Here is a 22,212-nt window from a genome sequence, read left to right on the forward strand (position 1 = left end):
CGGCCCATCGCTTAGCCGATCCAACGCCCTGAAACAAAGACAGGTGGAGAGCCCGAAGGCTCCCCACCCGCCGGGGAGGAATGGAACGGATCAGAACGTGAGGCGCGTCGTGATCGAGAACTGGCGATCGCTCTTGAAGTACGAACGCGGTGCGGTGAGCCCCTGCGGGTTGAGCAGGAACACCGTCCGGGTCGTCGTATCGAGCAGGTTCTGCGCTTCGATACCGATCTTGAAGTTCTTGTTGACCGTCAGGAAGACCGATCCGTCGAGCTGACCGGTCGACAGCGCGTAGACCGGCAGGAACGGGAAGCAGCAATCGCGGTTGGTCAGCAGGAACTTCGAACGCCAGCTATAGGCAAAGCGCGTGTAGATCCCGCCCTTGTCGTAGAAGGCGGCGACGTTGAAGTTATACTTCGACAGGCCCGCGAGCGGCAGGTTCGAATAGATGCCGGTCACGTCGAGCGGCGGGCGCGATCCGTCTGCCGCGCCATTGGTCGGCACGCCGTTGGGGATGTTGCTAGGATCAACGAAGGTGAAGGTCGCCTGCGTTCCGAGGCCTGACAACAGACCCGGCAAGAAGTCGTACGTCTGCTGGTAGCTTAGCTCGACGCCCTTGATCTTGCCATGACCGGGAGCGTTCGCCGGGCCGTTGACGGTCACGTTGAACGTCTGGCCGTTATTGGTGAACGACCGCTGATAGCCGTAGTTGTCGAGGATGATGTTGGTCAGGTCTTTGTAGAAGACCGCCGCCGTCAACGAACCGACCTTAGCGAAATACCATTCGGCGGTGAGATCGAACTGCTTTGCCTCGATCGGCCGCAGGTAGGGATTCCGGGCCGACGCCTCGAAGGTGTAATTGCCCGCCGTGCTGGATCCCGAGGGTATCACGCCGATGAAGTTGCGCAGATCACCGAAGTTCGGACGCGAGATTGCCTTCGACGCTGCAAAACGGAACAGCAGCTTGTCGGTAGCCTGCAGCTTGACGTTCAGGCTGGGCAGCCAGTTGTCGAACTTCTGATTGGCTACGTCCGCTCGCGTCCCTGCATTGGAAAAGGCTTGGACAGCGGCCTGTTGCGCGGGTGTCAGCGTACAGATTACCGGAATGGTCCCCTGCTGCGTCGGATTGGCGATAGTATAGGCGCAATATGTGGCAAGATTGGTGTAGCGCGGCGGGTTCTGCGTATCCGGGGTGAACACGTTGTTTGGCGTCGGGAAGGTGAGCTGCCCGAAGGATTCGTCCTGGGTATGGACGTAGCGCACGCCGATGTTGCCCGACAGGCTCATGCCATTGCCGAAATCGTCAATACCGAAGTCGGCGCGGGCATAGGCACTCCACGTCTTTTCGGTGTTACGATATTCCGGCAGCGGACCGCGATCCTCCAACGGAGTGTAATTGCCGCCGCCAAGCTTCGTCACGGTGCGGAGCAACGACGTCAGCGCATCGTGATCGCGCATGATGTTATCGGGAATGTACCACGTCGCCGGCGGCTGCACCGCCTGATTGCGATAGAAGTCGTTGTAGGCGAACAACGATGCCTGATTGGCGGCAACGCTGTTGAAGCCGACCGGACCGCCACCGGTCCAGGTGTCGGACACCGCACCCCAGTTGTTGTAGTCGTTCGTCCGCACCGTCTGGTCACGCTTGGCGTAACGGCCGCCGACACGCACCTTGCGCAGGAAGCTCTCCTCGCTGACGTCATATTGCACGTCGCCGCGGAACGCCCATTCGTCGCCATCATTGTCGGCGCGGTTGTTGAACGCGTCGCGGAAATAGGTCGACGCCTTGTTGCCGAAATAGGCAGCGGTATTGCGGCCGTCCGGGCGCAGGGTGATCTGCGGCGTCTTGCCCCGCAGATCGATATCGACGCCCGAATAGGTCGCCATATCGACGATGTCGTCGAGGTTCTTGGACTCCGACTTCACATATTGCCCGTCAAGGTTGATGTGCAGCCGATCCGTCGGATCGATCTTCGCGTTCAGCGAGAAGTCTTGGGTGGTCGCCTTCTGATAGAAATAGCGATTGGAGAAGGTCGTGAAGATACCGTTCGGCGCAAACTGCGTCAGCTCGCCATAGGTACCATCCGGACGATTGCCGAACACCGCACCCGACCGCTTCACAATGGATCCACTGGTGAAGACGCCGTTGGCATCATAGGTGTTGGTGGTACCCGCGCGCGGGAACGTGGTGGTGACGTCGCCGTAATAGACGTTCGGCTCGATCGTCTTCTCCAGCCAGTTCTGCTCGCCCTCGGTGCGCAGGTATTGCGCGGTCAGCAGGAAGGTCTTGGCCGCGTTCTCGAACTGCGCCGCCGCCGACACACCGATGCGCTTGCGATCGAAGGTCTGCGTGCGCGATCCGCCGCCGACCGGCGCGTAGACGGGGCCGGCACCGCCGTTGGGCACCGGATAGGTATCGAACAGCGACGATGAGAATCCGGTACCGGCGTTGATCGTGCGGCCTTCGCCGGGATCCTGCACGCCGTTGCCGTTGCGGTCGTCGTTATAGCGCGGCAGCATGGAGGCGAGGAACACCGAATCCGAGCGGCTGTACTGCTGCGAATAGCTGGCGCTTGCGAGCACGCCGAAGCGGCTGCCGCCTGCGGTATCCCACTGCTGGCTATATAGACCGACAACCGAAGGCGCACCGCGCTGCTCCAAGTCGCCCCAATTCATGCTGCCCGACAGATAGATCAGGCGCTGATCCTGGTCGAAGGGCTTGCGCGTGTTGATGTTGACGGTGCCCGAGATGCCGCCTTCGATCAGGTCGGCGGTCAGGTTCTTGAACACCTCGACGGAGCCGATCAGTTCGCTCGGCACGTCGTTGAAGCCGATCTCGCGTCCGCCCGACACCGCAAAAGTATCGCGGCCGTTGAATTCGCCGCGCACATAGCTGAGGCCACGGATGACGACGCCAGAACCCTCGACCGAGAAGTGCTGCGAATCGTTCGGCGCGGCGAAGCGGCTGATCGCGACGCCGGGAACGCGCTGCAGCGCCTCGTTGACCGAACGGTCCGGCAGCGCGCCGATGTCCTGCGCGGTGATCGCGTCGACGACGGTGTCGCTGTTCTTCTTGATGTTCTGCGCAGTGGCGAGGCTCTGACGCACGCCGGTGACGACGATCTCGTCGCGATCGGTGTCGGGCGGGGTGACCGAGGCGTCCTGCGATGCACCGGAGGTGCCGGTGGTGGCGCCGGCCTGCCCTTGCGCGGTCGGCGCGGTGCCGGCATCCACGGCCGGGGTACCCGATGTCGTGCCCTGCGATCCGTCGGTTACCGGCTTGGTCGGTGTGGTCGTATCCTGTGCGAAGGCCGGCTGAGCGGCGCACAGCATCGCCAGCGCCGAAACGCCGATGCTGAGGTCACGCAGCCGAAGGCGGCCGGGATTGCGGCCAGCATCTGACGTACCACGAACGATCATGTTGTCCCCTTTCAGTCCTCATCCCGAAACCGCCTTTCAGTGCGAAGCCGAAAGGTCTGGCTGTAGGTGCTCGAGCACGTTGCTCAATGTGTCTGGCACGCGTGGTATCGTGACCAAAATCACGCGACAAGCGGAATTATCGCAACTTGATATAAGTATTCCGTCAGGTAGGTTTTTGAGCAACAGGTATGACCGGTTAGGGACGGCTTGCCGGCAGCGGAGGAGGTGGCGTGGAGGCGGATCGACGGATCAGGGTGGTGATCGTCGGCGGTGGCACGGCGGGGTGGATGACCGCCGCCGCGCTCGCGACGCTCGCGTCCGGGGCGGCGCGGGTGCATCTCGTCGAATCGGCGGAGATCGGTATCGTTGGGGTCGGCGAAGCGACACTGCCACACCTGCGTGCCTTCATCACCCGGCTGGGGATCGACGAAGCGACCTTCATGGCGCAGACCCACGCCACGTTCAAATTAGGGATTGAGTTCAGAGATTTCGGCGCGATCGGCGAGCGCTACATCCATCCGTTCGGCACCTACGGCCGCGAGCTCGCCGGCGTCGGCTTCCACCATTATTGGCTGCGACGCTTCCGCGCCGGTGCAACCGGCCCGATCGGCGGATACTCGACCGGCGTCGTCGCGGCGGAAGCGCTCCGCTTTACTCGACCTGGCCCCGATCCCGACGATCTCGCCAGCGCCTATGGCTATGCCTACCAGTTCGACGCGACGCGATTCGCGCCGTTCCTGCGTGCCCATGCCGAAGCGTGCGGTACGGTGCGTAGCGAAGGGCGTGTGATCCAAGTCGAACGCAATGACAGCAACGGTGACGTGACCGCTATCAGGCTCGATGACGGGCGGCGGATCGAGGGCGACCTCTTCATCGACTGTTCGGGGTTCCGCGCGCTGCTGATCGGCGGTGCCATGGGTGAGGCATGGGAGGATTGGTCGCAGTGGCTGCCATGCGACCGCGCCGTCGCCGCGCCCTGCGCATCGCCGCCGGGCGGGATCGAGCCCTATACCCGCGCCACCGCGATGACAGCGGGCTGGCGCTGGCGTATCCCCCTCACCCACCGCGTCGGCAATGGCTATGTCTATGCGAGCACCCATCTGTCGGACGGCGAAGCCACCGATACGCTGGTCGCCGCGCTCGAAAGCCCGCTGCTTGCCGAGCCGCGGACCCTGCGCTTTCGCGCCGGGCGGCGGCGGCGCAGCTGGGTCGGCAACGTGCTGTCTGTAGGGCTCGCCTCCGGCTTTCTCGAGCCGTTGGAATCGACCAGCATCTATCTGGCGCAGATGGCGATCACCCAGCTGATCGAACATTTTCCGGACGCCCGCGTGGCCGACGCCGATCGCGACGGCTTCAATGCGCTGGTCGATGCCGAATACGACCGGATCAGGGATTTCCTGATCCTGCATTATCACGCCACCCGCCGCGACGATTCGCCGTTCTGGAACCATGTCCGGACGATGACGATCCCCGACAGCCTGGCCGAGAAGATGGCGCTGTGGCGCGAAACCGCCCAGGTATCCCGCTACAGCCACGGCCTGTTCCTCGAACCCAGCTGGGTGGCGGTGTACCTCGGCCAGGGCATCGTACCGGACGGTTGGGATCCGCGCGCCGACCTGCCGGAGGCGGGCGCTCTCGACCGCGCATTGGCGGGATTGCACGGCGGCATCGCGAGCGCGGTTGCCGGCATGCCGGACCACAAGGCCTATCTGGCGGCCGACGCCGCATGAACGAACGGTCGGGCTTGCAGCAGATCGTCGTGGTCGGCGGCGGCCTCGTCGCGACTTGTGCGGCGATCGGATTCGCGCGTGCCCTGCCTCGGGCGGTGGTGACGCAGGTTGCGATCCCGGTGGATCCTGCGGCCTGCGCGGACCGGTTCGCGGCCGTGGATGCCCGCGGGCTGGTGCTGCTTGCGCGACTGGGGATATCGGAGGACACGCTGGTCGCTGCCGGCGCCGCGACCCACCGCGTGGGTACGCGCTTCGACTGGGGCGCAGCGCCGTTCGCGATCGGGGAAGGCGAAGGCAACGCGACGCTGGCGGGAGCAGCACTGCACCAGCTGTGGCGGGCACACGGCGATGGCCCGTTCGATGCGCTGGTGCCGGGTGCCGTGCTCGCGACGCAGGAACGCTTCGTCCACCCGTCCGACGACGCTGGATCGCTGCTGTCGCGGATCGACTATGCGCTGCGGCTCGATACCGCTTGCGCCGCGCCGCTGCTGGCGGGCGCCGCACGCGCGGCCGGCGTGCGGATCGTCGCAGCGCAACGGACCGCCGTGATATATGAGGAGAGCCGGCTCGGCGGCGTGACGGTCGACGGCGAAAACCTAGCCGCCGACCTGTTCATCGATGCGGGCGGCCCGGCTGCCTGCCTCGCGGCGCCGAATACCGGATGGATCGATTGGCACGCGACCTTGCCCGCCGATCGGCTGCTGCTCGCCGCCGGCCCGGCACGCCCATCCCCGACCGATGGCTATGAAGCGGTCGGCGATGGCTGGAGCGCACGCTGGCCGCTCGCTACCCGCACGCTGCGCGGCTTCGCCTACACCGCCGCAGTGACGAACGACGCCCGCGCGCGCCGCCTGTTCCCGCACGAGGCGGAGCGGATCGCGCTGCACCCGCGGCGGCAGGACACGCCGTTTACGGGCAATGTGCTGGCGATCGGCGATGCGGCGGCGGCGCTGGGGCCACTCGGCTGGCTCGGCCTGCCGCTGGCGCTGGTGCAGATCGAACTGGCGCTGGAGCTGATGCCTGCGCGGGGCGACGGGCCGCGGCTTGCCGCCGAATACAATCGGCGTGCCGGCCTGGCCGCCGATCGCATGCACGCCTATGCCGCGGCGTTCTATCTTGCCGGTGCCGCCCGCAAGGGGCCGTTCTGGCACGCGGCGCGCTGCGCGCTGCCGCCCGAGGAGCTGGATCGCGCACTGACGCAGTTCGGCCGCCGCGGCACGCTGCCGCCGCTGGAGGAAGCGATGATCCCGAAGGTCATGTGGCAGCAGGCGCTGATCGGCCTGGGCGTGTGCCCGGAGCGCCCCGATCCGGTGGCGCTGTCGGTGCCGCGGGCAAGCGCGGTCGCGGCACTGGCACAATGGCGCGCCGCGGTCGGCGGACTGGCGGCATCGCTTCCCCCCTATCCCGATTATCTGGCGAGACTGATGCGATGAGTGGCGAACCGATCGGACGCGTGGTGATCGTCGGCGGCGGCACCGCGGGATGGATGGCCGCCGCCGCAGCAGCGCGTTTCCTGGATGACGGCCAGCGCACCGTCACCTTGGTCGAATCGGACGCGATCGGCACCGTCGGCGTCGGCGAGGCAACGATCCCCCCGATCCGCGGCTTCAATGCGCGGCTTGGGATCGACGAGGCGGATTTCCTGCGTGCGACCGGGGGCACGCCCAAACTCGGCATAGAATTCGTCGGCTGGACCGATGGCGGCGACCGGTACATCCACCCGTTCGGGACGCATGGCCGTGATATCGAAGGGCTGAACTTCCACCAGCTGTGGCTGAAACTGCGTGATCGGGAGGGGATCGGCGGCATCGACGATTATGCGATGTCGGCGGTGGCGGCACGTGCCGGCCGGTTCGCGCCTCCCTCTCCCGACCCCCGCTCGCCGCTGTCGGGGCTGGAATATGCCTATCATTTCGACGCCGGACTTTACGCCGCGTTCCTGCGCCACCGGGCCGAGGCGCAGGGGGCGGAGCGGGTGGAGGGGCGGATCGTCGGCGTCGACCATGACGCGCGCGGTCATGTCGCCTCGGTGCGGCTGGAGGGCGATCGCCGGATCGAGGGCGACCTGTTCATCGACTGTTCGGGCTTCCGCAGCCTGTTGCTGGGCGAGGCGATGGGCGTCGCGTTCGAGGATTGGTCGCACTGGCTGCCCTGCGACCGCGCCATCGCCGTGCCGACCGCGCGCACCGAGCCGTTGCTACCCTATACCCGCGCGACCGCACACGGCGCGGGCTGGCAATGGCGCATCCCGTTGCAGCATCGCACCGGCAACGGCCACGTCTATGCGAGCGCGTTCATCGGCGACGAGGAGGCGGAGCGCGTCCTGCGGGGCAACCTAGACGCCGCGCCGACCGCGGAGCCGCGCCGCCTGCGCTTCACCGCGGGGCGGCGGCAGCGGATGTGGGCGGGCAACGTCGTCGCGCTGGGGCTTGCCGGCGGCTTTCTGGAGCCGCTCGAATCGACCAGCATCCACCTGATCCAGGCCGGCATATCGAAGCTGTTCGGCCTGTTCCCCGACATGCGCTTCACCGCCATCGAGCGCGACGAATACAACCGGCTGATGGCGGATCAATATGCGTCGATCCGCGACTTCATCATCCTGCATTATGCCGCGACGCGGCGCGACGACACGCCGTTCTGGAACTACGTCCGCACCATGGCGCTGCCCGACACGCTGGTGCGCAAGATCGCGCTGTTCCGCGAAAAAGGGCGCATCTTCCGCTACGACGACGAATTGTTCGCGATCCCGAGCTGGGTCGCGGTGATGCTGGGACAGGGGATCATGCCCGACGGCTATGACCCCGTCGTGGACGCGCTGGATGCGGACAAGGTCGCCGGTGCGCTGCGCCAGATGCGCGCGAACTACGCTGCGATGGCGCAGCAGATGCCCGCCGTCCGCTAGAGCGCGATGACGTGAATCTGAATCGCTGAGGATTCCCAATGGGCTGGCGATCTGATTCAATGTGCCGGCTGGCGAGGGAGGCCAGCCAGCATGTCAAAGCCGTATTCGATGGACCTGCGGGAACGGGTGGTCAGGGCGGTAACCGCCGATGGCATGTCGTGTCACGCGGCCGCTTCACGCTTCGGGGTGGCACCGAGTTCGGCGATCAAATGGGTGCGGCGCTTTCGCGATACGGGCAGCGCCGCGCCGAGCCGGATGGGTGGTCGCCGGTCCAACATCCTGTCCGGCGCGACACGTGACTGGCTGCTGGAGCGGATGAGCCGCGACTTCACCTTGCGTGGACTAGTAGCGGAGTTGGTGGGCCACGGCGTGAAGGTCGACTATGTTCAGGTCTGGCGGTTCGCCCATGCCCAGGGCCTGAGCTTCAAAAAAAAGCGTGCTGCCCGCCGAACAGCTCCGGCCCGCGATCGCCCGCCGTCGGGCGCAGTGGAAGAAATACCAGGGTCGGCTTGATCCGGCGCGTCTCGTCTTCATCGATGAGACGTGGGTCAAGACGAACATGGCCTCCTTGCGCGGTTGGGCACCGGTCGGCCAGCGGCTCCATGCCACGGTGCCCTACGGCCACTGGCGCACGATGACGTTCCTGGCGGCGCTGCGCTGCGACCGGATCGACGCGCCGTGCGTGCTGGACCAGCCGGTCAACGCGCAAAGCTTCACCGACTATATCGAGCAGTGCCTCGTGCCGACGCTGTCGCCCGGCGACGTCGTTGTCATGGACAATCTCTCCAGCCACAAGAAACCCGCCATCCGCAACGCTATCCGTGCGATCGGTGCCAGGCTGCTGTTCCTGCCGCCCTACAGCCCGAACCTGAACCCGATCGAGCAGGTCTTCGCCAAGCTCAAACACCTCATGCGCAAGGCCGCCGAGCGATCCCACGAGGCAACATGGAGACGCGTCGGCACGCTTCTCGATGCCTTCTCCGCCGCAGAATGCCGCAACTACCTCGTTAACGCAGGATATGGGTCAGCTTGATGTCATCCGACTCTAGGCCGCCCGGGCCAGGCGCGCCGGCAGCAGGCGCGCGATGCCCTCGATCTCCACCGGGCGGCTGAGCAGGAAGCCCTGGATGCTGTCGCAACCCTGGCCGCGCAGGCAGCCGAGCTGTGCCGCATCCTCCACCCCCTCGGCGGTGATCTCCATGTGCAGCGCGCCGGCGAGGTCGACGATCGCGCGCACGATCGCGGCGCTGCTCTCGTCGGCGGCGCAGTTGGTGACGAACGAGCGGTCGATCTTGAGCTTGTCGAACGGGAAGCTGCGCAGGTAGCTCAACGACGAATAGCCGGTGCCGAAATCGTCGAGCGCGATACGCACGCCCATTTCGCGCAGCTGGTGCAGCAGCTTCAGCACATGATCTTCGCCATCGAGGAACACCGATTCGGTGATCTCGATCTCCAGCCGCCTGGCGGGCAGGCCGCTGCGCGACAGCGCCTGCATCACGATGGCGGCGAAGCCATGGCTGCGGAACTGGAGGGGCGAGACGTTGATCGCGACACGCACATGATCGGGCCAGTGCATCGCCTGTCGGCACGCCGCGTGCATCACCCATTCGCCGATGCCGACGATCAGGCCCGTGTCCTCCGCCACCGGGATGAACTCGACGGGCGACACCTCGCCACGGGTCGGGTGGTGCCACCGCAACAGCGATTCGAAGCCGCCTATGCGGTCTGCCTTCAGGTCGTAAATCGGTTGGAAGTTGAGGCGGAATTGGCCCGTTATCAGCGCTTCGCGCAGGTCCAGTTCGAGTTGGCGGCGCTTGCGGGCGGCGATGTCCAGCGCTTCTTCGAAGAAGCGATAGACGCAGCGCCCGTCGCGCTTGGCACGGTAGAGCGCGAGATCGGCGTTCTTGAGCAGCTGTTCGGAGTCGCGGCCGTCCGACGGGGACAGCGCGATGCCGATGCTGAAGCCGGTGGCGATCTGGTGGCCGGCCGCCTCGATCGGCTGCGCCGCGGCATCGAGGATCGACTGGGCGAGCGCCCGCGGCCGGTCGGGATCGACCCTCCCTGAGAGGATGATGGCGAATTCGTCGCCGCCCAGCCGGGCGACGAGGCCATCGGGCGCCAGCCGCGACAGCAGCGCGCCGACCTGGCGAAGCAATTCGTCGCCGACCGGATGGCCGAGCGTATCGTTGACGCCCTTGAACCCGTCGAGATCGAGGCAGAGCACCGCCACCTTGTCGTCGTTGCGCGCGGCGAGCGCCATCGCCTGGTCGAGCGCCTGACGGAACGAGATGCGGTTGGGCAGGCCGGTGAGCGTGTCGTGGAAGGCGAGGTGCGAGATGCGGTTCTCGCGGTCGACGATCCCCTGCGACATGCGGTTGAAGCTTTGCGCCAGGCGGCCGATCTCGTCCTCGCCGGTCACCGCGACCTCGGTCCGGGCGCCTTCCTCCAGCGTGCGTGCGGCGGCGTCGAGCGCGTGCAGCGGCCGGGTGATGGTGCGCGCGAGCCTGAGGCTGCCGAGCACCACCAGCGCGACGCCGATGAGCCCGGCAAGCGCAAGGCCGAGCTGCAACGGCAGATACGGGGCCAGCGCCGCCTGCAACGGATAGCGGATCAGCAGCGCCGCATCGGCGCGCCCGTCCGGCCCGGCGAGCGGCTTGGCGATGGCAAAGGCATGGCCGCTCGGCAGCGACAGCGTGACCAGCGGCCGCTGCGTCGCCGATCGCGCGACGAGTGCGTCGACCGCGCGGCTCGACGGCACCGAGCCGTCCGATGCCCGCCACTGACCGCCCGTGTCGCGGTGGAGCATGGTCGCGGTCAGCGGAATGGCGGACAGCCGCTCCAGCCCGCGCATCTCGGCCGCGTCCAGCGGCAGCGCGAGCACCACCGTGCCGATCTGCATCGGCGCCAGCACCGGCGAGACGACGACGCGATAGATGCGGCCGCGCGCCACCAGCACCGCGTCGCGCCGGCCGTCCTGCAACTGATCCGGCAGGCGGGCGAGCGCCGGCGCCAGGGCGCTGCCCGCGCCGATCACCCGTCCGTCCGGTTCGACCACCATCGCCTGTTCGACGCCGGCCCGCGCCCGCAGCGTTTCGAGCGCCGATTCGATCGTCGCCCGGTCGCCGGTCGCCACCGCAGTGCGAAAGCCGAAATCGTGCGCCAGCACGTCGGCGATGCCAGCGATGGTGCGCGCACGCAGCGTCCACAGGCCGTCGTAGACGCTGCCGCTGGCCGTCAGTTCGGCGGCCACCGACGTGCGCGCATGCGTCCAGATCATCACCTGCGCGGTGATCCCGAGCACCGCCAGCGCCGCGGCGAACATGCCCGTATAGAGCACCGCCAGCCGCCCACGCAGCGTGCGGAACCGCAGCGGCAACGGCGACAGACGGGCCAATGATCTCGGCAGACGCATCAGCGGCGGATCGTCAGCGTCGTCGCATAGCCCGATGCCGGCACGCTGGCACTCTGCGCCAATGTGTTGCCCGGCGCGCGGATCGACGGCGACCACAGGCGGAGCGTCACCGCACCGGCGGGCACGTCAGGGATGCTGACCCGCCCCTGCGCATCCGTCCGGGCATAAAGCGGCGTCGCGGTCACCACCACGAAACCGCTCATCGTATCGTGGATATTGCACCCCAGCGCGACGACACCGGCGGTGTCGAAGGTGACGCTGCGCTGATCCTCGCGCCCGTAGAGCTTAAGGTCGAAGCGCTTGGCCTTGGAAAAGGAATAGACGTGGTGGCGCACGGTATCGCGGTTGGGGAAGGAGACCTGCGCCCCCACCGGCACGACCAGGATGTGCGGCTGAAAGGCGATCGCCTTCTGCTCCATCACATAGGGGCCGCGCGGCACGGCACGCGGTGCGGCCGCGCTCTCGATCATCACCACGCCGTCGGTCAGCGGCGATCCGTCCGGCTGGCGCACGGCGATGGTCACCGTCGCCGCCGAGGCGAGGGATGGCATCAGCAGGGCCATCATGGCGAGCGGCAGGCAGGCGACGGGGAACAGGACACGCATGTGCGCAACCGTAGCGCATGCGAGGTTGAAACTTCCTGAAACCGGTACTTACACAATCTTCACCATAACGGACATAAAGCCGCGGCATGGTGTTCCCGAAGTCCTGCATTGCCGGTGTCCTGATGCTTGCCGCGGCCATGATCGCCGGTCCGGCGGCGGCCAATCAGCGCCGCAGCGGCGGCAAATTGCTGCTGACCAACGGCGTGTCCTCCGTCGAGGGAGCGGCCGGCGGCGGGCTGGCGACCTGGGCGGTGATCGCCGGCAACGAAACCGAGGACGGTAACGGCGCTGCCGTGCACGCGACCTATGTGGCGCTGCCCGATTTCGACCTGACCAGCGCCGGAGCCGCGATCGGCCTGTCGGACCGGGTCGAGCTGTCCTATGCCTATCAGCGTTTCGACACGCGTGCCGCGGGGGCTGCGCTGGGGCTGGGCCGCGGCTTTACCTTCGGCCAGCATATCGTCGGCGCCAAGCTGAAGATCGCCGGCGATGCCGTCTGGGCGCAGAATACGATCCTGCCGCAGATCGCGCTGGGCGTGCAATACAAGGCGGCCGAGCGCGGCGCCGTGTTGCGGGCCGTGGGCGCGCAACAGACGCGCGGCACCGACCTGTACGTCGCCGCCACCAAGGTGTGGCTGGCGCAGGGCGTGGTCGCCGATGCGACGGTGCGCTTCACCAAGGCCAACCAGTTCGGCCTGCTCGGCTTCGGTGGGCCGCGCGGGCAGGCCCGCAGCGCGCAGTTCGAGGGGTCGCTCGGCAAGATGCTCACCCGCAAGCTGGTCGTCGGCGCGGAATATCGCACCAAGCCCGACGCGCTCGGCTTCGCGCAGGAAGACGACAGCTACGACCTGTTCGCCGCCTGGGCCGTGCATCGCAACGTGTCGGTGACGGCTGCCTATGTCGACCTGGGCGATATCGCCACGGTGCGCGGGCAGCGCGGATTGTTCCTGTCGCTGCAAGGCGCGTTCTGACCCTTCGGCCCGTGCCGTAATCCTATCCTGCCAAGGACCTGCCGATGATCCTCCCGCTCCTCCTCGCGCTCCAGGCCGTGCCGACGACGCCGCCGCCGGGCGAAGAGCCCGTCGCGCCCTATGTCGCGGCGGACGCCAATGCCGGCGCCACACCGTTCGCGGGCGACGGGATGTGGCGCGCCTTTCACGGACGCGACGGGGTCGACCGGATCGTCGAGGATATGGTGGCGCGCAACGTCGCCGATTCGCGGATCAGCGACATCTTCAAGGGGCAGGATCTCGTCCGGTTGCGGCGGACGCTGAAGGAGCAGTTCTGCTACATCCTCAACGGCGGATGCCATTACAGCGGCCGGACCATGCGCGCGGCGCATCAGGACATGGGCGTGCAGCAGGCGGACATGGCGGCGCTGGTCGAGAATTTGCAGGCGGCGATGCGCCGTGAGGGCGTCGCGTTCGCGGCACAGAACCGCTTTCTTGCGAAGCTCGCGCCGATGCACCGCGATGTGGTGAAGATCCGCGGGCCGCGGCCGGCGCAATAAGTGGTCGCCGCTTGTGGTGTCGTACCGCCACGGTTCGGCATTGCGGCCTTTTGCCCCCCCGCTGAAGCAGGGCCAGCGCTGATGGGCTGTCTGATCCGCGGCGGTGTTCTTCAGTCCTCCGTCATGCCGGACGCGGTCCGGCATCCACCGGGCCGCACATCAATACGCTATCGGTTTTGCGGCACGGTGGACCCCGGAATACGTCCGGGGTGACGGGGGATATTGGGACCAACGACATTCATCCTCGCCCGCCAGGGGGGAATATTGGGACGCCCTCCCCCGCTGCCGCGAGGGAGGGTTTCGGGGCTGTTCGCTTATGCCGTCTTCCCGCGGAGCGTGTTGAGGATCGCCAGGCCGACGACGCCGGCGAGGGCCGCGGTGGCGAACGGGCGCTCGTTGGCGAACTTGCGCGCCTTGTCGGCGAGTGGGGCGGCGTTGCGGGCGACGGTTTCCTTGGTGTCGCCGAACGTCTTTTGCACCTTGCCGCTGATCTGGTCGGCGAGGCCGGCGTTCTGGGTCTGCGTGTCGCCGGTCGCCTGACCCACGGTTTCCTTGACCTTGCCCGCGAGGTCGCCGGCGGTGCCTTCGATCTGGTCCTGGTTCATCTCGGCTCGCTCCTGTGATGATGAGACGGCGACAAACGCGCAAGGCCTGGAGAGTTTCCGCAACTGCGAACGCGGCAAGCGATCAGCGCGGATGACGGCTGGCGAGTGCAAAGCCGGCGAGGTTCTTGGAGCGCCCGACGTGGCGCACCGTGACCCGCGCCAGGGTGGTGGTCGCGGCGCGAAAAGCGGCGAGGTGCGCCTGCATCTGCGGACTGCGCGGTCGCCACGTGCCCCGCGCCTGCTCCACGACCGACAGCGCATCGCCGATCAGCAGCACGTCCTGCGCACCGGCCGCCCGCGCGATCTCCACCGCATGCAACAGGGCGAGCCATTCGGCGGTGCAATTGTCGCCTTCGCCGCAATCGTCGCGGATGACGGCGCGGCCGCCGGTGACCACGGCGATCTCCATCCGCCCCGGATTGGGCCGCGCGCCGCCATCGAAATAGAGCGTCATCCGATCGGCCATCCTGCCCCTTCCATGGAACGCTTGGGTGCGCTGCCGCGCTGTAGGACCGAACCGACCTCTGCAAGGATAATCGCCCATGGCCGACCGCCGCCGCGCCACGCTGTACCGCATGGTCCTTCCCGATCACACCTGCCCGTTCGGCGTGCGCGCCAAGCAGATCCTGCAATCGGAGGGCTTCGAGGTCGACGACCGGATCCTGCGTTCGCGCGAGGAGGTGGACGCGTTCAAGGCCGAGCGGGGCGTCGACACCACCCCGCTGGTCATCATCGACGGCGAGACGATCGGCGGCAGCGACGATCTGGAACGCTATCTGGCCAGCGGGGCGGGTTGAGCCGGAGCTAGGCCACGCGCCGGCCGTCAGTCGCGGCCGGCGTCCTTCTGCCGTTTGCGCCCCGGGGCGTCCGGCGGCACGATGGTCGTGCGATCGAGCGCTTCGGGGATCAGCGCCAGCGTCTGGATCGCGGCGAGCCCCCATTGCGAGGCGGCGTTGGTCGATACGCCGGGCCATTCCAGCACGCCATCGACGGTGCGCCGCGGATCGGCGGGCCAAGTGCCGAGGCCGGCATCGCCCGACAGGAATTCCTCCGCCGCGCGGGTGCCGAGCGCGGCGTCCTTGTCCTGGAAGGCGGCATAGGCGGTGAGCCGCGACTGCCCCTCGCGCAGGTTGCGCGGGCCGTAGGGCGCACCGAACTTCGCGAGGTAATCGGCCTGCGGCGCATTGTACCAGCGGCAATATTCCAGCCAGGCGGCGCGATAGCGCGGCACGTCGAGCAGGCGGATCAGTTCCGAACTCACCTCCACCGCGCCGAACACCGCGTTGAGGTGCGACAGGCTGATCTTGCGGTTCTGGTCGATGAAGCGGCCGCTCGCCATGTCGAAGGGGGCACTGCCGGTCATCCAGCCGTGTGGCAGGCGACCGATCGTTTCGAGGCCCGCCAGGATGCGGTCTCGCCAGCGGGTGTCGCCGGTGCGCTCCCATTCGGTCAGCCACGCCGCGGCGAGCGGGCACCAGGTGGTGCCGAAGGTCATCTCGATCGTGCCGGGCGGCAGTTGCGGTCGCTTGGCGCCGGGCACCTTGCGGCCGATCTCCACGCGGGTCAGCGCCTGATCGGAGGTGACGAGGTCGCGCAGCAGGTCGCCGACCCGCTCGTCGGCGGTGAGGTAGTAGAAGATGCGGCGGTAGCTCGCGTTGCTGACCCGCGGCTGTTTCGAGCTGTCGCTCCAATGCTGCACGCCGTGGCGGGTGCCGAGCCCCCGGAAGCGGCCGGTGTGGTAGACGTCGACCTCCCCCGTATGGCGCGTCATCGCCTCGGCGAAGCGGAACGCCTTGGCATCGCCGGTGCGTAGCACTTGCGTCCACAGCCAGAGGTCGGGCGACAATTCGCTGTTCGCCCAGGCGAAGCCGCCGATATCGTAGCGCCATTGATGCCGGTCGGAGTCATAGGTGTGCATCACGTCGCCGTGGTTCCAGAAGCCGTACCACGACCGGCGATCGACCTCGCCCGTGTAGAAATCGATCAGATTGGCGAGCTGGTTCTCGATCGCGGTGCGATTGGGGGTCGAGCGGTCGGGAAGGGTCCAGTCGCCGAACACCTGAGCGGCGTGGAGATGCGCCGGCGCGGTCATCAGCTGCGGCGGCTCGGCCTGCATGCGGGCCATCGCCACCAGCGTGTCGGTCGGCGGGGTGGCGGGCAGCGCCCATAGCATCAGCTCGGCAGTGCGCGCGATGCCGGAGGCATCGTCCCAGCCGGGCTCGTAATCCTCGTAGGTGACCGACAGGCCTTCGTTCTGGGCGTCGTAGCCCTCCATCCCCATGGTCCCGTGATAGGGGCGCACGTCCATCGCCGGTGCCTCGGGCGACCAGAGCCAGGCGGTGAGCTGCGCCGTGTCGCCGGTGGCGCCATCGATGTGGAGCGCGGTCGGATGCCGCTGCCAGAAATAGCGCACGCCGATCGCCGCGCCGCCCGCAGGCGTGCCGACATAGGCGAGGCCGGGCGCACGCCGCCCTTGCGCGCTGTCGATCCAGCCGTGATCGGGGCCGGTCCGCTTGGTGATCGCGAAGCCGTTGGCATTGGGCTGTTCGAGGCGGAAATCGCCCCAGCCGGGAATGCGCTCCAGCGTGTCGCGCACCGCCGGCGCCATCCGGCCGAGCGGCGGCACCGCCTGCCCGGCGATCTGCGCGTCGCGGAACGCCTTGCCCGGATCGCGACGCAGGCCGGTGAGCGGGCGCACCCCTTCGGCAAAGGTCTGGCCGTCGGTGACGATACGGACGTGGCGGTCGTGCAGCGCACCGGCCAGCGGCACCGCGGCACGCACGCCGAGTGCCGATAGGAAGTCCCTTGACGCATCGCCGTCGAACACCACGCTGTGGACGATGCGCAGGGCCTGGCTGCCCGCATAGGCATAGAGGCGGACGGTGAAGGGCAGCCACTGCCGGTCGGCGGCGCGGTGGCGCCCCTCGATCTTCACCACGGCGCGGACCGGGCCGCGCTGCTCCACCGTCACCCGCTCGACCGCACCGGCGAACGGCGTCGCCTCCCCGTGCAGGGGATCGCTGCGCACCGCGCCCACGAGCGTCACCGGGCCGAGCACCGGCTTGCCCGCCACGCGCGCGGAGCGGACCAGTGCCTCGCCCGACTTGCCGACCTCCCACGCGAGGTCGCCGACCTGGATCGTCACCGCCTCGGCGGTTTCGGTGACGTGCACCGGCTGGCGCGGCGCGGTTTTGCGGCCGCGGGTGACGACGAGATCGGCGGGCGTCACGTCGGCGGGAATGGCATGCGCGGTCCACTTGATCGAACCATCGGGCCAGGTCGCGGTGGTCCAGCTCTGCGCCGGCACCGCCGCTCCGCCGGCGCCCTGCACCGCCAGGCGCGTGCCCGCCTTCATCACGCCGCGCGGCCAGGCGACGCCGAACGTCTGCCCGGCATGCAGCGCCGGTGCGGCGCCATCGATCCAGCGCACGGGCGCGGGCGCGAACGCCGGCGGCGCTGCCGCGAGCAGCCGCGACGGCAGCAAGGCGGTCGCCCCGCCGAGCAGCCCTGCCCGGATGGTGTCGCGTCGGCTCGGGTGCATGGCAGTCTCCGTCAACGGCGCGTCACCGATATCCGGCGGATGCGCAGGTGGCTCCAGGTGGTGCGCAGCCCCCAATGGCCGCGCGTGTAGGGATGATCGTCGGCCAGCGTGAACAGCCGCCGCCCGTCGCGCTCGACCGCGACATGACGCCCGTCGACGATCAGGCGGATGCGCGTCCAGACGTTGGGGCGCAGCAGGGTGTCGGGCGCCGACGGGTCATGTTCCGGCAGCAACGGCCGGTTGCCGGGCTGGCCGACGTAGCGGCGGAAGCGCGTCGTGCTGTTCCGGTTGCCGCCGATCCCGACGTAATAGGTCCTGAGGTCGTCATAGGCGGCAAAGGCGCCGCTGCGGCGATGCGCCAGCGCCGATCCGCCGTCCGCCTCGGTTGCCATCCAGAAGGCGTTGAGATCGCTGACCTGATCGTTCGCGCCGCCGGCCTGCACCGCCATCGCCTCGAACGCGATCGTCACCGGTGCGGTCACCGGCCGCCGCGACCAGAGCGTCACGCCCTTGGGACTGTCGACGTCGATCACGCCGGCACGCACCGTAACGCGGGTGTCCGGCGATTCCGCCTCCACCACCCAGTCGCGCAGAGACGTGGGTGCGGGCACCGCCCCAACCAGCATCGGAGCCGTCGCCATCGCCATCGCCAGGAGCATCGTGCGACTGTTCATCGTGGCTGCGCATCCTCTCGCCTTGCGGTCCAGCTTAGGGGGATTGGGTCAGCCTGCCAAGCCTATCCCGGATAATCGCTGTCAGTCCCATATTATGGCCATTGCGGTTGCCGGAAGAGGCGCGCATGATGCGGAACACGACAACAGGATGTGGAGAGATCGCATGAAGCTTGGCGGCGCGCTGGCGATGGTTCTGGCTATGCTCGCGACGGGAGCGAGCGATCCGCAGCCGCGCATCTTCATCGCCAGCGATTCCACCGCACAGGATTACAAGCCCGAAAAATACCCGCAGTCCGGCTGGGGCACGATGCTGCGCTGCGCGGTGCCCGGCGTCACGGTCGAAAATCGCGCGATCGGCGGCCGCAGCACCAACAGCTTCATCCGCGAAGGGCGGCTCGACGGCATCGCCAAGGATTTGCGCAAGGGCGATACGCTGCTGATCCAGTTCGGCCACAACGACGCCAGCATCGACAAGCCCGAACGCTACACCACGATCGACCAGTACAAGGCGAACCTGCTGCGCTTCCTCGATGTGGCCAAGGCCGCAGGTGCGAAGGCGGTGATCCTGACCCCGGTCGCCCGCCGGGACTTCAAGGACGGTGTCGAGCAGCCGAGCTTTCCGACCTATGCCGACGCGGCGCGAGAGGTCGCGCGCAGCACGCACACGCCGCTGATCGACCTCGGCAAGGCATCGCAGGCCTGGGTACAGGCGGCGGGGCCGGACGCGGCCAAGGCCTATTACCTGCATTACGAAGGCGCGGCCGGTGCGCCGGGCTATCCCAATGGCGTGTCCGACGATACGCATTTCAGCGAATTGGGTGCGCGCCGGGTCGCCGATCTGGTCGCGGTAGGGCTGAAGGCAACGCGGCTGCCGATCGCGAAGCGGGTCACCCCGCACGTGCCCGCGCTGACGCGGACGACGCCGGCGGGCGGGCCGTCGTGCGGCTGATCGGGCTAGTGGCGCTGATAATGGCGTCCGGCGCGCACGCCACGCCCGTCCGTCACCCCGGACTTGTTCCGGGTTCCAACGCGCCGCAAGAGTCGCAGCCGATGGCCGCGCGGAACGGTGGACCCCGGAACGAGTCCGGGGTGACGGATTCTTTCACCGCCCCCGGCGTCTTCTCCGTTCCCGCCACGCCGGGCAATTATCGCGTCACCGTCACGCTCGGGCTGCCGCATGCCGCCACCGTCACCACGATCAAGGCGGAGTCGCGCCGGCTGATGCTCGACGCCGTCGCCGTCCCGGCCGGACGCAGTGTCACCCGCAGCTTCGTCGTCAACGTCCGCGATGCCGCGCTGACGCCGCCGCCGGCCAATGCACCCGGCGGCACCGCGGTGCTGCTCAAGCCGCGCGAACGGGATTCGCTCAACTGGGACGACCGGCTGAGCCTGGAGATCCTCGGCGAGCATCCCGGCGTGACGCAGATCGCAGTCGAGCCGGTGACGGTGCCGACGCTGTTCCTGCTCGGCGATTCGACCGTCACCGACCAGCCTGCCGAACCCGCGGCGAGTTGGGGGCAGATGCTGCCGGTGTTCTTCAAGCCCGATATCGCGGTCGCCAACCATGCCGAATCGGGCGAGACGCTGAAATCGTTCATGTCCGAGCTGCGCTTCGCCAAGGTGCTCGAATCTGCGAAGGCGGGCGATGTCGCGCTGATCCAGTTCGGCCACAACGATCAGAAGGCGCAGTGGCCGCAAACCTATGCCGCGGCCGAGACGACGTATCGCGACTATCTGCGCGCGTGGATCGGAGAGTTCCGCCGTCGCGGGGTCACCCCGATCCTCGTCACCTCGCCCGAGCGGCGGATGTGGACCGGCGACCGGATCAAGCCGACGCTTGGCGATTATGCCGCCGCGGTGCGCGCGGTCGGCGCTGAAACCGGCGTGCCGGTGATCGACCTCAACGCCGCCAGCATCGCCTTCTACGAGGCGCTGGGGCCGGCTCGCGCGCCGCTCGCCTTCAACGACGGCGGCAAGGACGCGACGCACCACGACAATTACGGCGCCTGGGTGCTGGCGCGGGCGGTGGCGCAGGGGCTCGCCGCCCTGCCCGTCGGTGCGCATCTGCGCGGCGACCTGACGCCCTTCGATCCGCACCGGCCGCCCGATCCGGCGCGCTTTCGCCTCACTGCCAGCATGACGCGCGACGCGACGCGTCCGGACGGGAATTGAGATGACGACACGCCGCACCCTGATCGCCGGCAGCCTCGCCGCGATGCTGCCCCTGCCCGCTACGGCGCAAACCCGGACGTCCGCGGTGGAGCGCTTCCCGCTCTGGCCCAAGGCGCCGCCGGGTGGCGAAGGCCGCAGCATCGCCGACCAATGGGTCAAGCGGTCGCCGACCGGCGGGCCGGACGATATCGCCTGGCCGCATGTCGCGACGCCGATGCTCACCGTGGTCCGGCCGGCCAGACCCAATGGGGCGGCCGTGCTGATCTGCCCGGGTGGCGGCTATGCGCGCGTCGCCGTCGGCCGCACCGGCGGCGGCATCGCCCGCGATTTCGCGGCACGCGGCGTGACCGCGTTCGAAATGCTCTACCGCCTGCCGCACGACGGCTGGGCCGCGGGACCAGACGTAGCGTTGCAGGATGCGCAGCGCGCGATGCGGGTGATCCGCGCCGGTGCCGGCACCCGCTGGCAGGTCGATCCGGCGCGGGTGGCGGCGACCGGCTTTTCGGCGGGCGGCCACGTCGCCGCGCGCCTCGCCGCGCGGGCCGGCACGCCGGTCTACGACGCCGTGGACGCCGCCGATCGGCTGTCGGCGCGCCCGGATGTCGCCGGCCTGTTCTTTCCCGTCATCACCATGTTCGACGACGGCGTCCATGCGCAGTCGCGCCGCGAACTGCTCGGCGATCATGCCGCCGATCCGGCGTGGCAGCGGCGCTATGCCGCGCAGGTCGACCTGCCCGCCGACATGCCGCCGACCTTCGTCGCCGCCAATGCCGACGATCCGGTGGTGCCGCCGCGCAACGCGGTGCTGATGTGGGAGGCGCTGCACGCCGCCAAGGTGCCGGCCGAACTCATGATCTTCGAACGCGGCGGCCACGGCCCGCCCGCGGCGCACAAGGACGGCCGGCCGGTGCCGTGGCAGGACCTGTTCGTCGCCTGGGCGAACGATCACGGCTGGGCGGGATAGCGGCGCCCGGTGGGACGTTGAGCGTTACGCTTATGCTGCCGCTCTCGTCCTTCGCCCCCTCATTCTTCGATCGCGACGTGGCGGCGGTGGCGCGCGACCTGATCGGCGTCACCCTGCTGGTCGACGGCGTCGGCGGCACGATCGTCGAGACGGAGGCCTATGACCCGGCCGATCCCGCCTCGCACAGCGCGCGCGGGCCGACGCCGCGCAATGCGGCGATGTTCGGGCCGGCCGGACATGCCTATGTCTATCGCAGCTACGGCATCCACTGGTGCCTCAACCTGGTGTGCCGACCGGGCAGCGCGGTGCTGATCCGGGCGCTGGAACCGACGCACGGACTGGACGCGATGATCGCCCGTCGCGGGCTTGCCGATCCGCGCCTGCTGTGCGCCGGGCCGGGGCGGCTGTGCCAGGCGCTCGGCGTGGACATCGCACTGGACGGAGCGCCGCTCGACCGGCCGCCGTTTCGTCTGGAGGGCGCCCCTACCCCGCTGCCGATCCACGCGGGGCCGCGGATCGGCATCACCCGCGCAATTGACACGCCATGGCGGTTCTGCCTGATCGGCTCGCGCTTCCTCAGCAAGCCGGTGCGGAATGGCTGACGATCGGCGCTACACGCCAATATCTGGCGCGTCATCACGGGTGTGAAACGACTAAGTCCCTGATTTCCCTCATACGAG

18 protein-coding genes are annotated in these 22,212 nt (G+C 68.3%); 11 read left to right on the forward strand and 7 right to left on the reverse strand.

The genetic code is table 11. The annotated features are described in order from the left end of the window. Positions 1 to 90: 90 nt before the first annotated feature. Positions 91 to 3,417, reverse strand: a complete 3,327-nt coding sequence (locus AC4GY7_RS16175; RefSeq protein WP_491115964.1) for a TonB-dependent receptor — start codon at positions 3,415 to 3,417, stop codon at positions 91 to 93. A gap of 230 nt (positions 3,418 to 3,647) precedes the next feature. Here AC4GY7_RS16175 and AC4GY7_RS16180 point away from each other — a divergent pair, with 230 nt between their 5' ends. The 4 genes from AC4GY7_RS16180 (at position 3,648) to AC4GY7_RS16195 (ending at position 9,082) form a co-directional block, all read left to right on the forward strand. Further along, entirely contained in the window at positions 3,648 to 5,147 is a 1,500-nt protein-coding gene (locus AC4GY7_RS16180; protein WP_491115966.1) for a tryptophan halogenase family protein, read from the forward strand. Continuing rightward, positions 5,144 to 6,580 carry a tryptophan 7-halogenase gene (locus AC4GY7_RS16185; RefSeq protein ID WP_491115967.1) on the forward strand — a complete coding sequence of 479 codons (1,437 nt, stop codon included), beginning with the start codon at positions 5,144 to 5,146 and terminating at the stop codon, positions 6,578 to 6,580. Before AC4GY7_RS16180 ends, AC4GY7_RS16185 begins: the two co-directional genes overlap by 4 nt. Then, positions 6,577 to 8,049 (forward strand): tryptophan halogenase family protein, encoded by a 1,473-nt coding sequence (locus tag AC4GY7_RS16190; RefSeq protein WP_491115969.1) that lies wholly within the window; start codon positions 6,577 to 6,579, stop codon positions 8,047 to 8,049. The genes AC4GY7_RS16185 and AC4GY7_RS16190 overlap by 4 nt, the downstream gene beginning before the upstream one ends. Positions 8,050 to 8,139: 90 nt before the next feature. After that, positions 8,140 to 9,082 (forward strand): IS630 family transposase gene (locus tag AC4GY7_RS16195; protein WP_491115971.1). Its coding sequence is split into 2 segments (ribosomal slippage): positions 8,140 to 8,486 and positions 8,485 to 9,082, totalling 945 coding nucleotides; the frame shifts between segments, so codons are not numbered across the junction. Positions 9,083 to 9,094: 12 nt separating this feature from the next. On the opposite strand, the gene AC4GY7_RS16200 is transcribed toward AC4GY7_RS16195, so the two are convergent. Both AC4GY7_RS16200 and AC4GY7_RS16205 read right to left on the reverse strand, forming a co-directional pair. Next, complete coding sequence (locus AC4GY7_RS16200; RefSeq protein WP_491115972.1) at positions 9,095 to 11,443, reverse strand: putative bifunctional diguanylate cyclase/phosphodiesterase; 2,349 nt, start codon at positions 11,441 to 11,443, stop codon at positions 9,095 to 9,097. A 17-nt stretch (positions 11,444 to 11,460) separates the two neighbouring features. Further along, complete coding sequence (locus AC4GY7_RS16205; protein WP_491115974.1) at positions 11,461 to 12,066, reverse strand: methylamine utilization protein; 606 nt, start codon at positions 12,064 to 12,066, stop codon at positions 11,461 to 11,463. A gap of 86 nt (positions 12,067 to 12,152) precedes the next feature. Between AC4GY7_RS16205 and AC4GY7_RS16210 the strand changes: the two genes are divergently transcribed. Further along, the gene (locus AC4GY7_RS16210) at positions 12,153 to 13,037 is read left to right on the forward strand and encodes a DUF3034 family protein (RefSeq protein ID WP_491115976.1); all 885 of its coding nucleotides are present in this window, start codon (positions 12,153 to 12,155) and stop codon (positions 13,035 to 13,037) included. A 44-nt stretch (positions 13,038 to 13,081) separates the two neighbouring features. Then, entirely contained in the window at positions 13,082 to 13,576 is a 495-nt protein-coding gene (locus AC4GY7_RS16215) for a group I truncated hemoglobin (protein WP_491115978.1), read from the forward strand. A gap of 314 nt (positions 13,577 to 13,890) precedes the next feature. Here the strand turns inward: AC4GY7_RS16215 and AC4GY7_RS16220 are convergent, their stop codons facing one another. Continuing rightward, entirely contained in the window at positions 13,891 to 14,181 is a 291-nt protein-coding gene (locus tag AC4GY7_RS16220) for a CsbD family protein (protein ID WP_443584110.1), read from the reverse strand. Between the two features lie 82 nt (positions 14,182 to 14,263). After that, entirely contained in the window at positions 14,264 to 14,647 is a 384-nt protein-coding gene (locus tag AC4GY7_RS16225; protein ID WP_491115980.1) for a reverse transcriptase-like protein, read from the reverse strand. 76 nt (positions 14,648 to 14,723) lie between these two features. Between AC4GY7_RS16225 and AC4GY7_RS16230 the strand changes: the two genes are divergently transcribed. Then, a complete protein-coding gene (locus AC4GY7_RS16230; protein WP_491115982.1) occupies positions 14,724 to 14,978 on the forward strand; it encodes a glutaredoxin domain-containing protein in 255 nt (84 codons plus the stop codon). A 26-nt stretch (positions 14,979 to 15,004) separates the two neighbouring features. Here AC4GY7_RS16230 and AC4GY7_RS16235 read toward each other — a convergent pair whose 3' ends face one another. Together AC4GY7_RS16235 and AC4GY7_RS16240 are read right to left on the reverse strand one after the other, a co-directional pair. Next, entirely contained in the window at positions 15,005 to 17,722 is a 2,718-nt protein-coding gene (locus AC4GY7_RS16235) for an exo-rhamnogalacturonan lyase family protein (protein ID WP_491115984.1), read from the reverse strand. Positions 17,723 to 17,733: 11 nt separating this feature from the next. Continuing rightward, positions 17,734 to 18,396 carry a DUF6250 domain-containing protein gene (locus tag AC4GY7_RS16240; protein WP_491115985.1) on the reverse strand — a complete coding sequence of 221 codons (663 nt, stop codon included), beginning with the start codon at positions 18,394 to 18,396 and terminating at the stop codon, positions 17,734 to 17,736. Between the two features lie 163 nt (positions 18,397 to 18,559). On the opposite strand from AC4GY7_RS16240, the gene AC4GY7_RS16245 reads away from it, so the two are divergent. From AC4GY7_RS16245 to AC4GY7_RS16260, 4 genes are all read left to right on the forward strand, one after another. Beyond that, a complete protein-coding gene (locus AC4GY7_RS16245) occupies positions 18,560 to 19,345 on the forward strand; it encodes a rhamnogalacturonan acetylesterase (protein ID WP_491115987.1) in 786 nt (261 codons plus the stop codon). A 140-nt stretch (positions 19,346 to 19,485) separates the two neighbouring features. Continuing rightward, positions 19,486 to 20,568 (forward strand): rhamnogalacturonan acetylesterase, encoded by a 1,083-nt coding sequence (locus AC4GY7_RS16250; protein ID WP_491115989.1) that lies wholly within the window; start codon positions 19,486 to 19,488, stop codon positions 20,566 to 20,568. A 1-nt stretch (position 20,569) separates the two neighbouring features. Further along, the gene (locus AC4GY7_RS16255) at positions 20,570 to 21,532 is read left to right on the forward strand and encodes an alpha/beta hydrolase (protein ID WP_491115991.1); all 963 of its coding nucleotides are present in this window, start codon (positions 20,570 to 20,572) and stop codon (positions 21,530 to 21,532) included. A gap of 17 nt (positions 21,533 to 21,549) precedes the next feature. After that, the gene (locus tag AC4GY7_RS16260) at positions 21,550 to 22,134 is read left to right on the forward strand and encodes a DNA-3-methyladenine glycosylase (protein WP_491115993.1); all 585 of its coding nucleotides are present in this window, start codon (positions 21,550 to 21,552) and stop codon (positions 22,132 to 22,134) included. Positions 22,135 to 22,212: the final 78 nt, after the last annotated feature.

This window comes from Sphingomonas sp. SP5 (assembly GCF_058313455.1).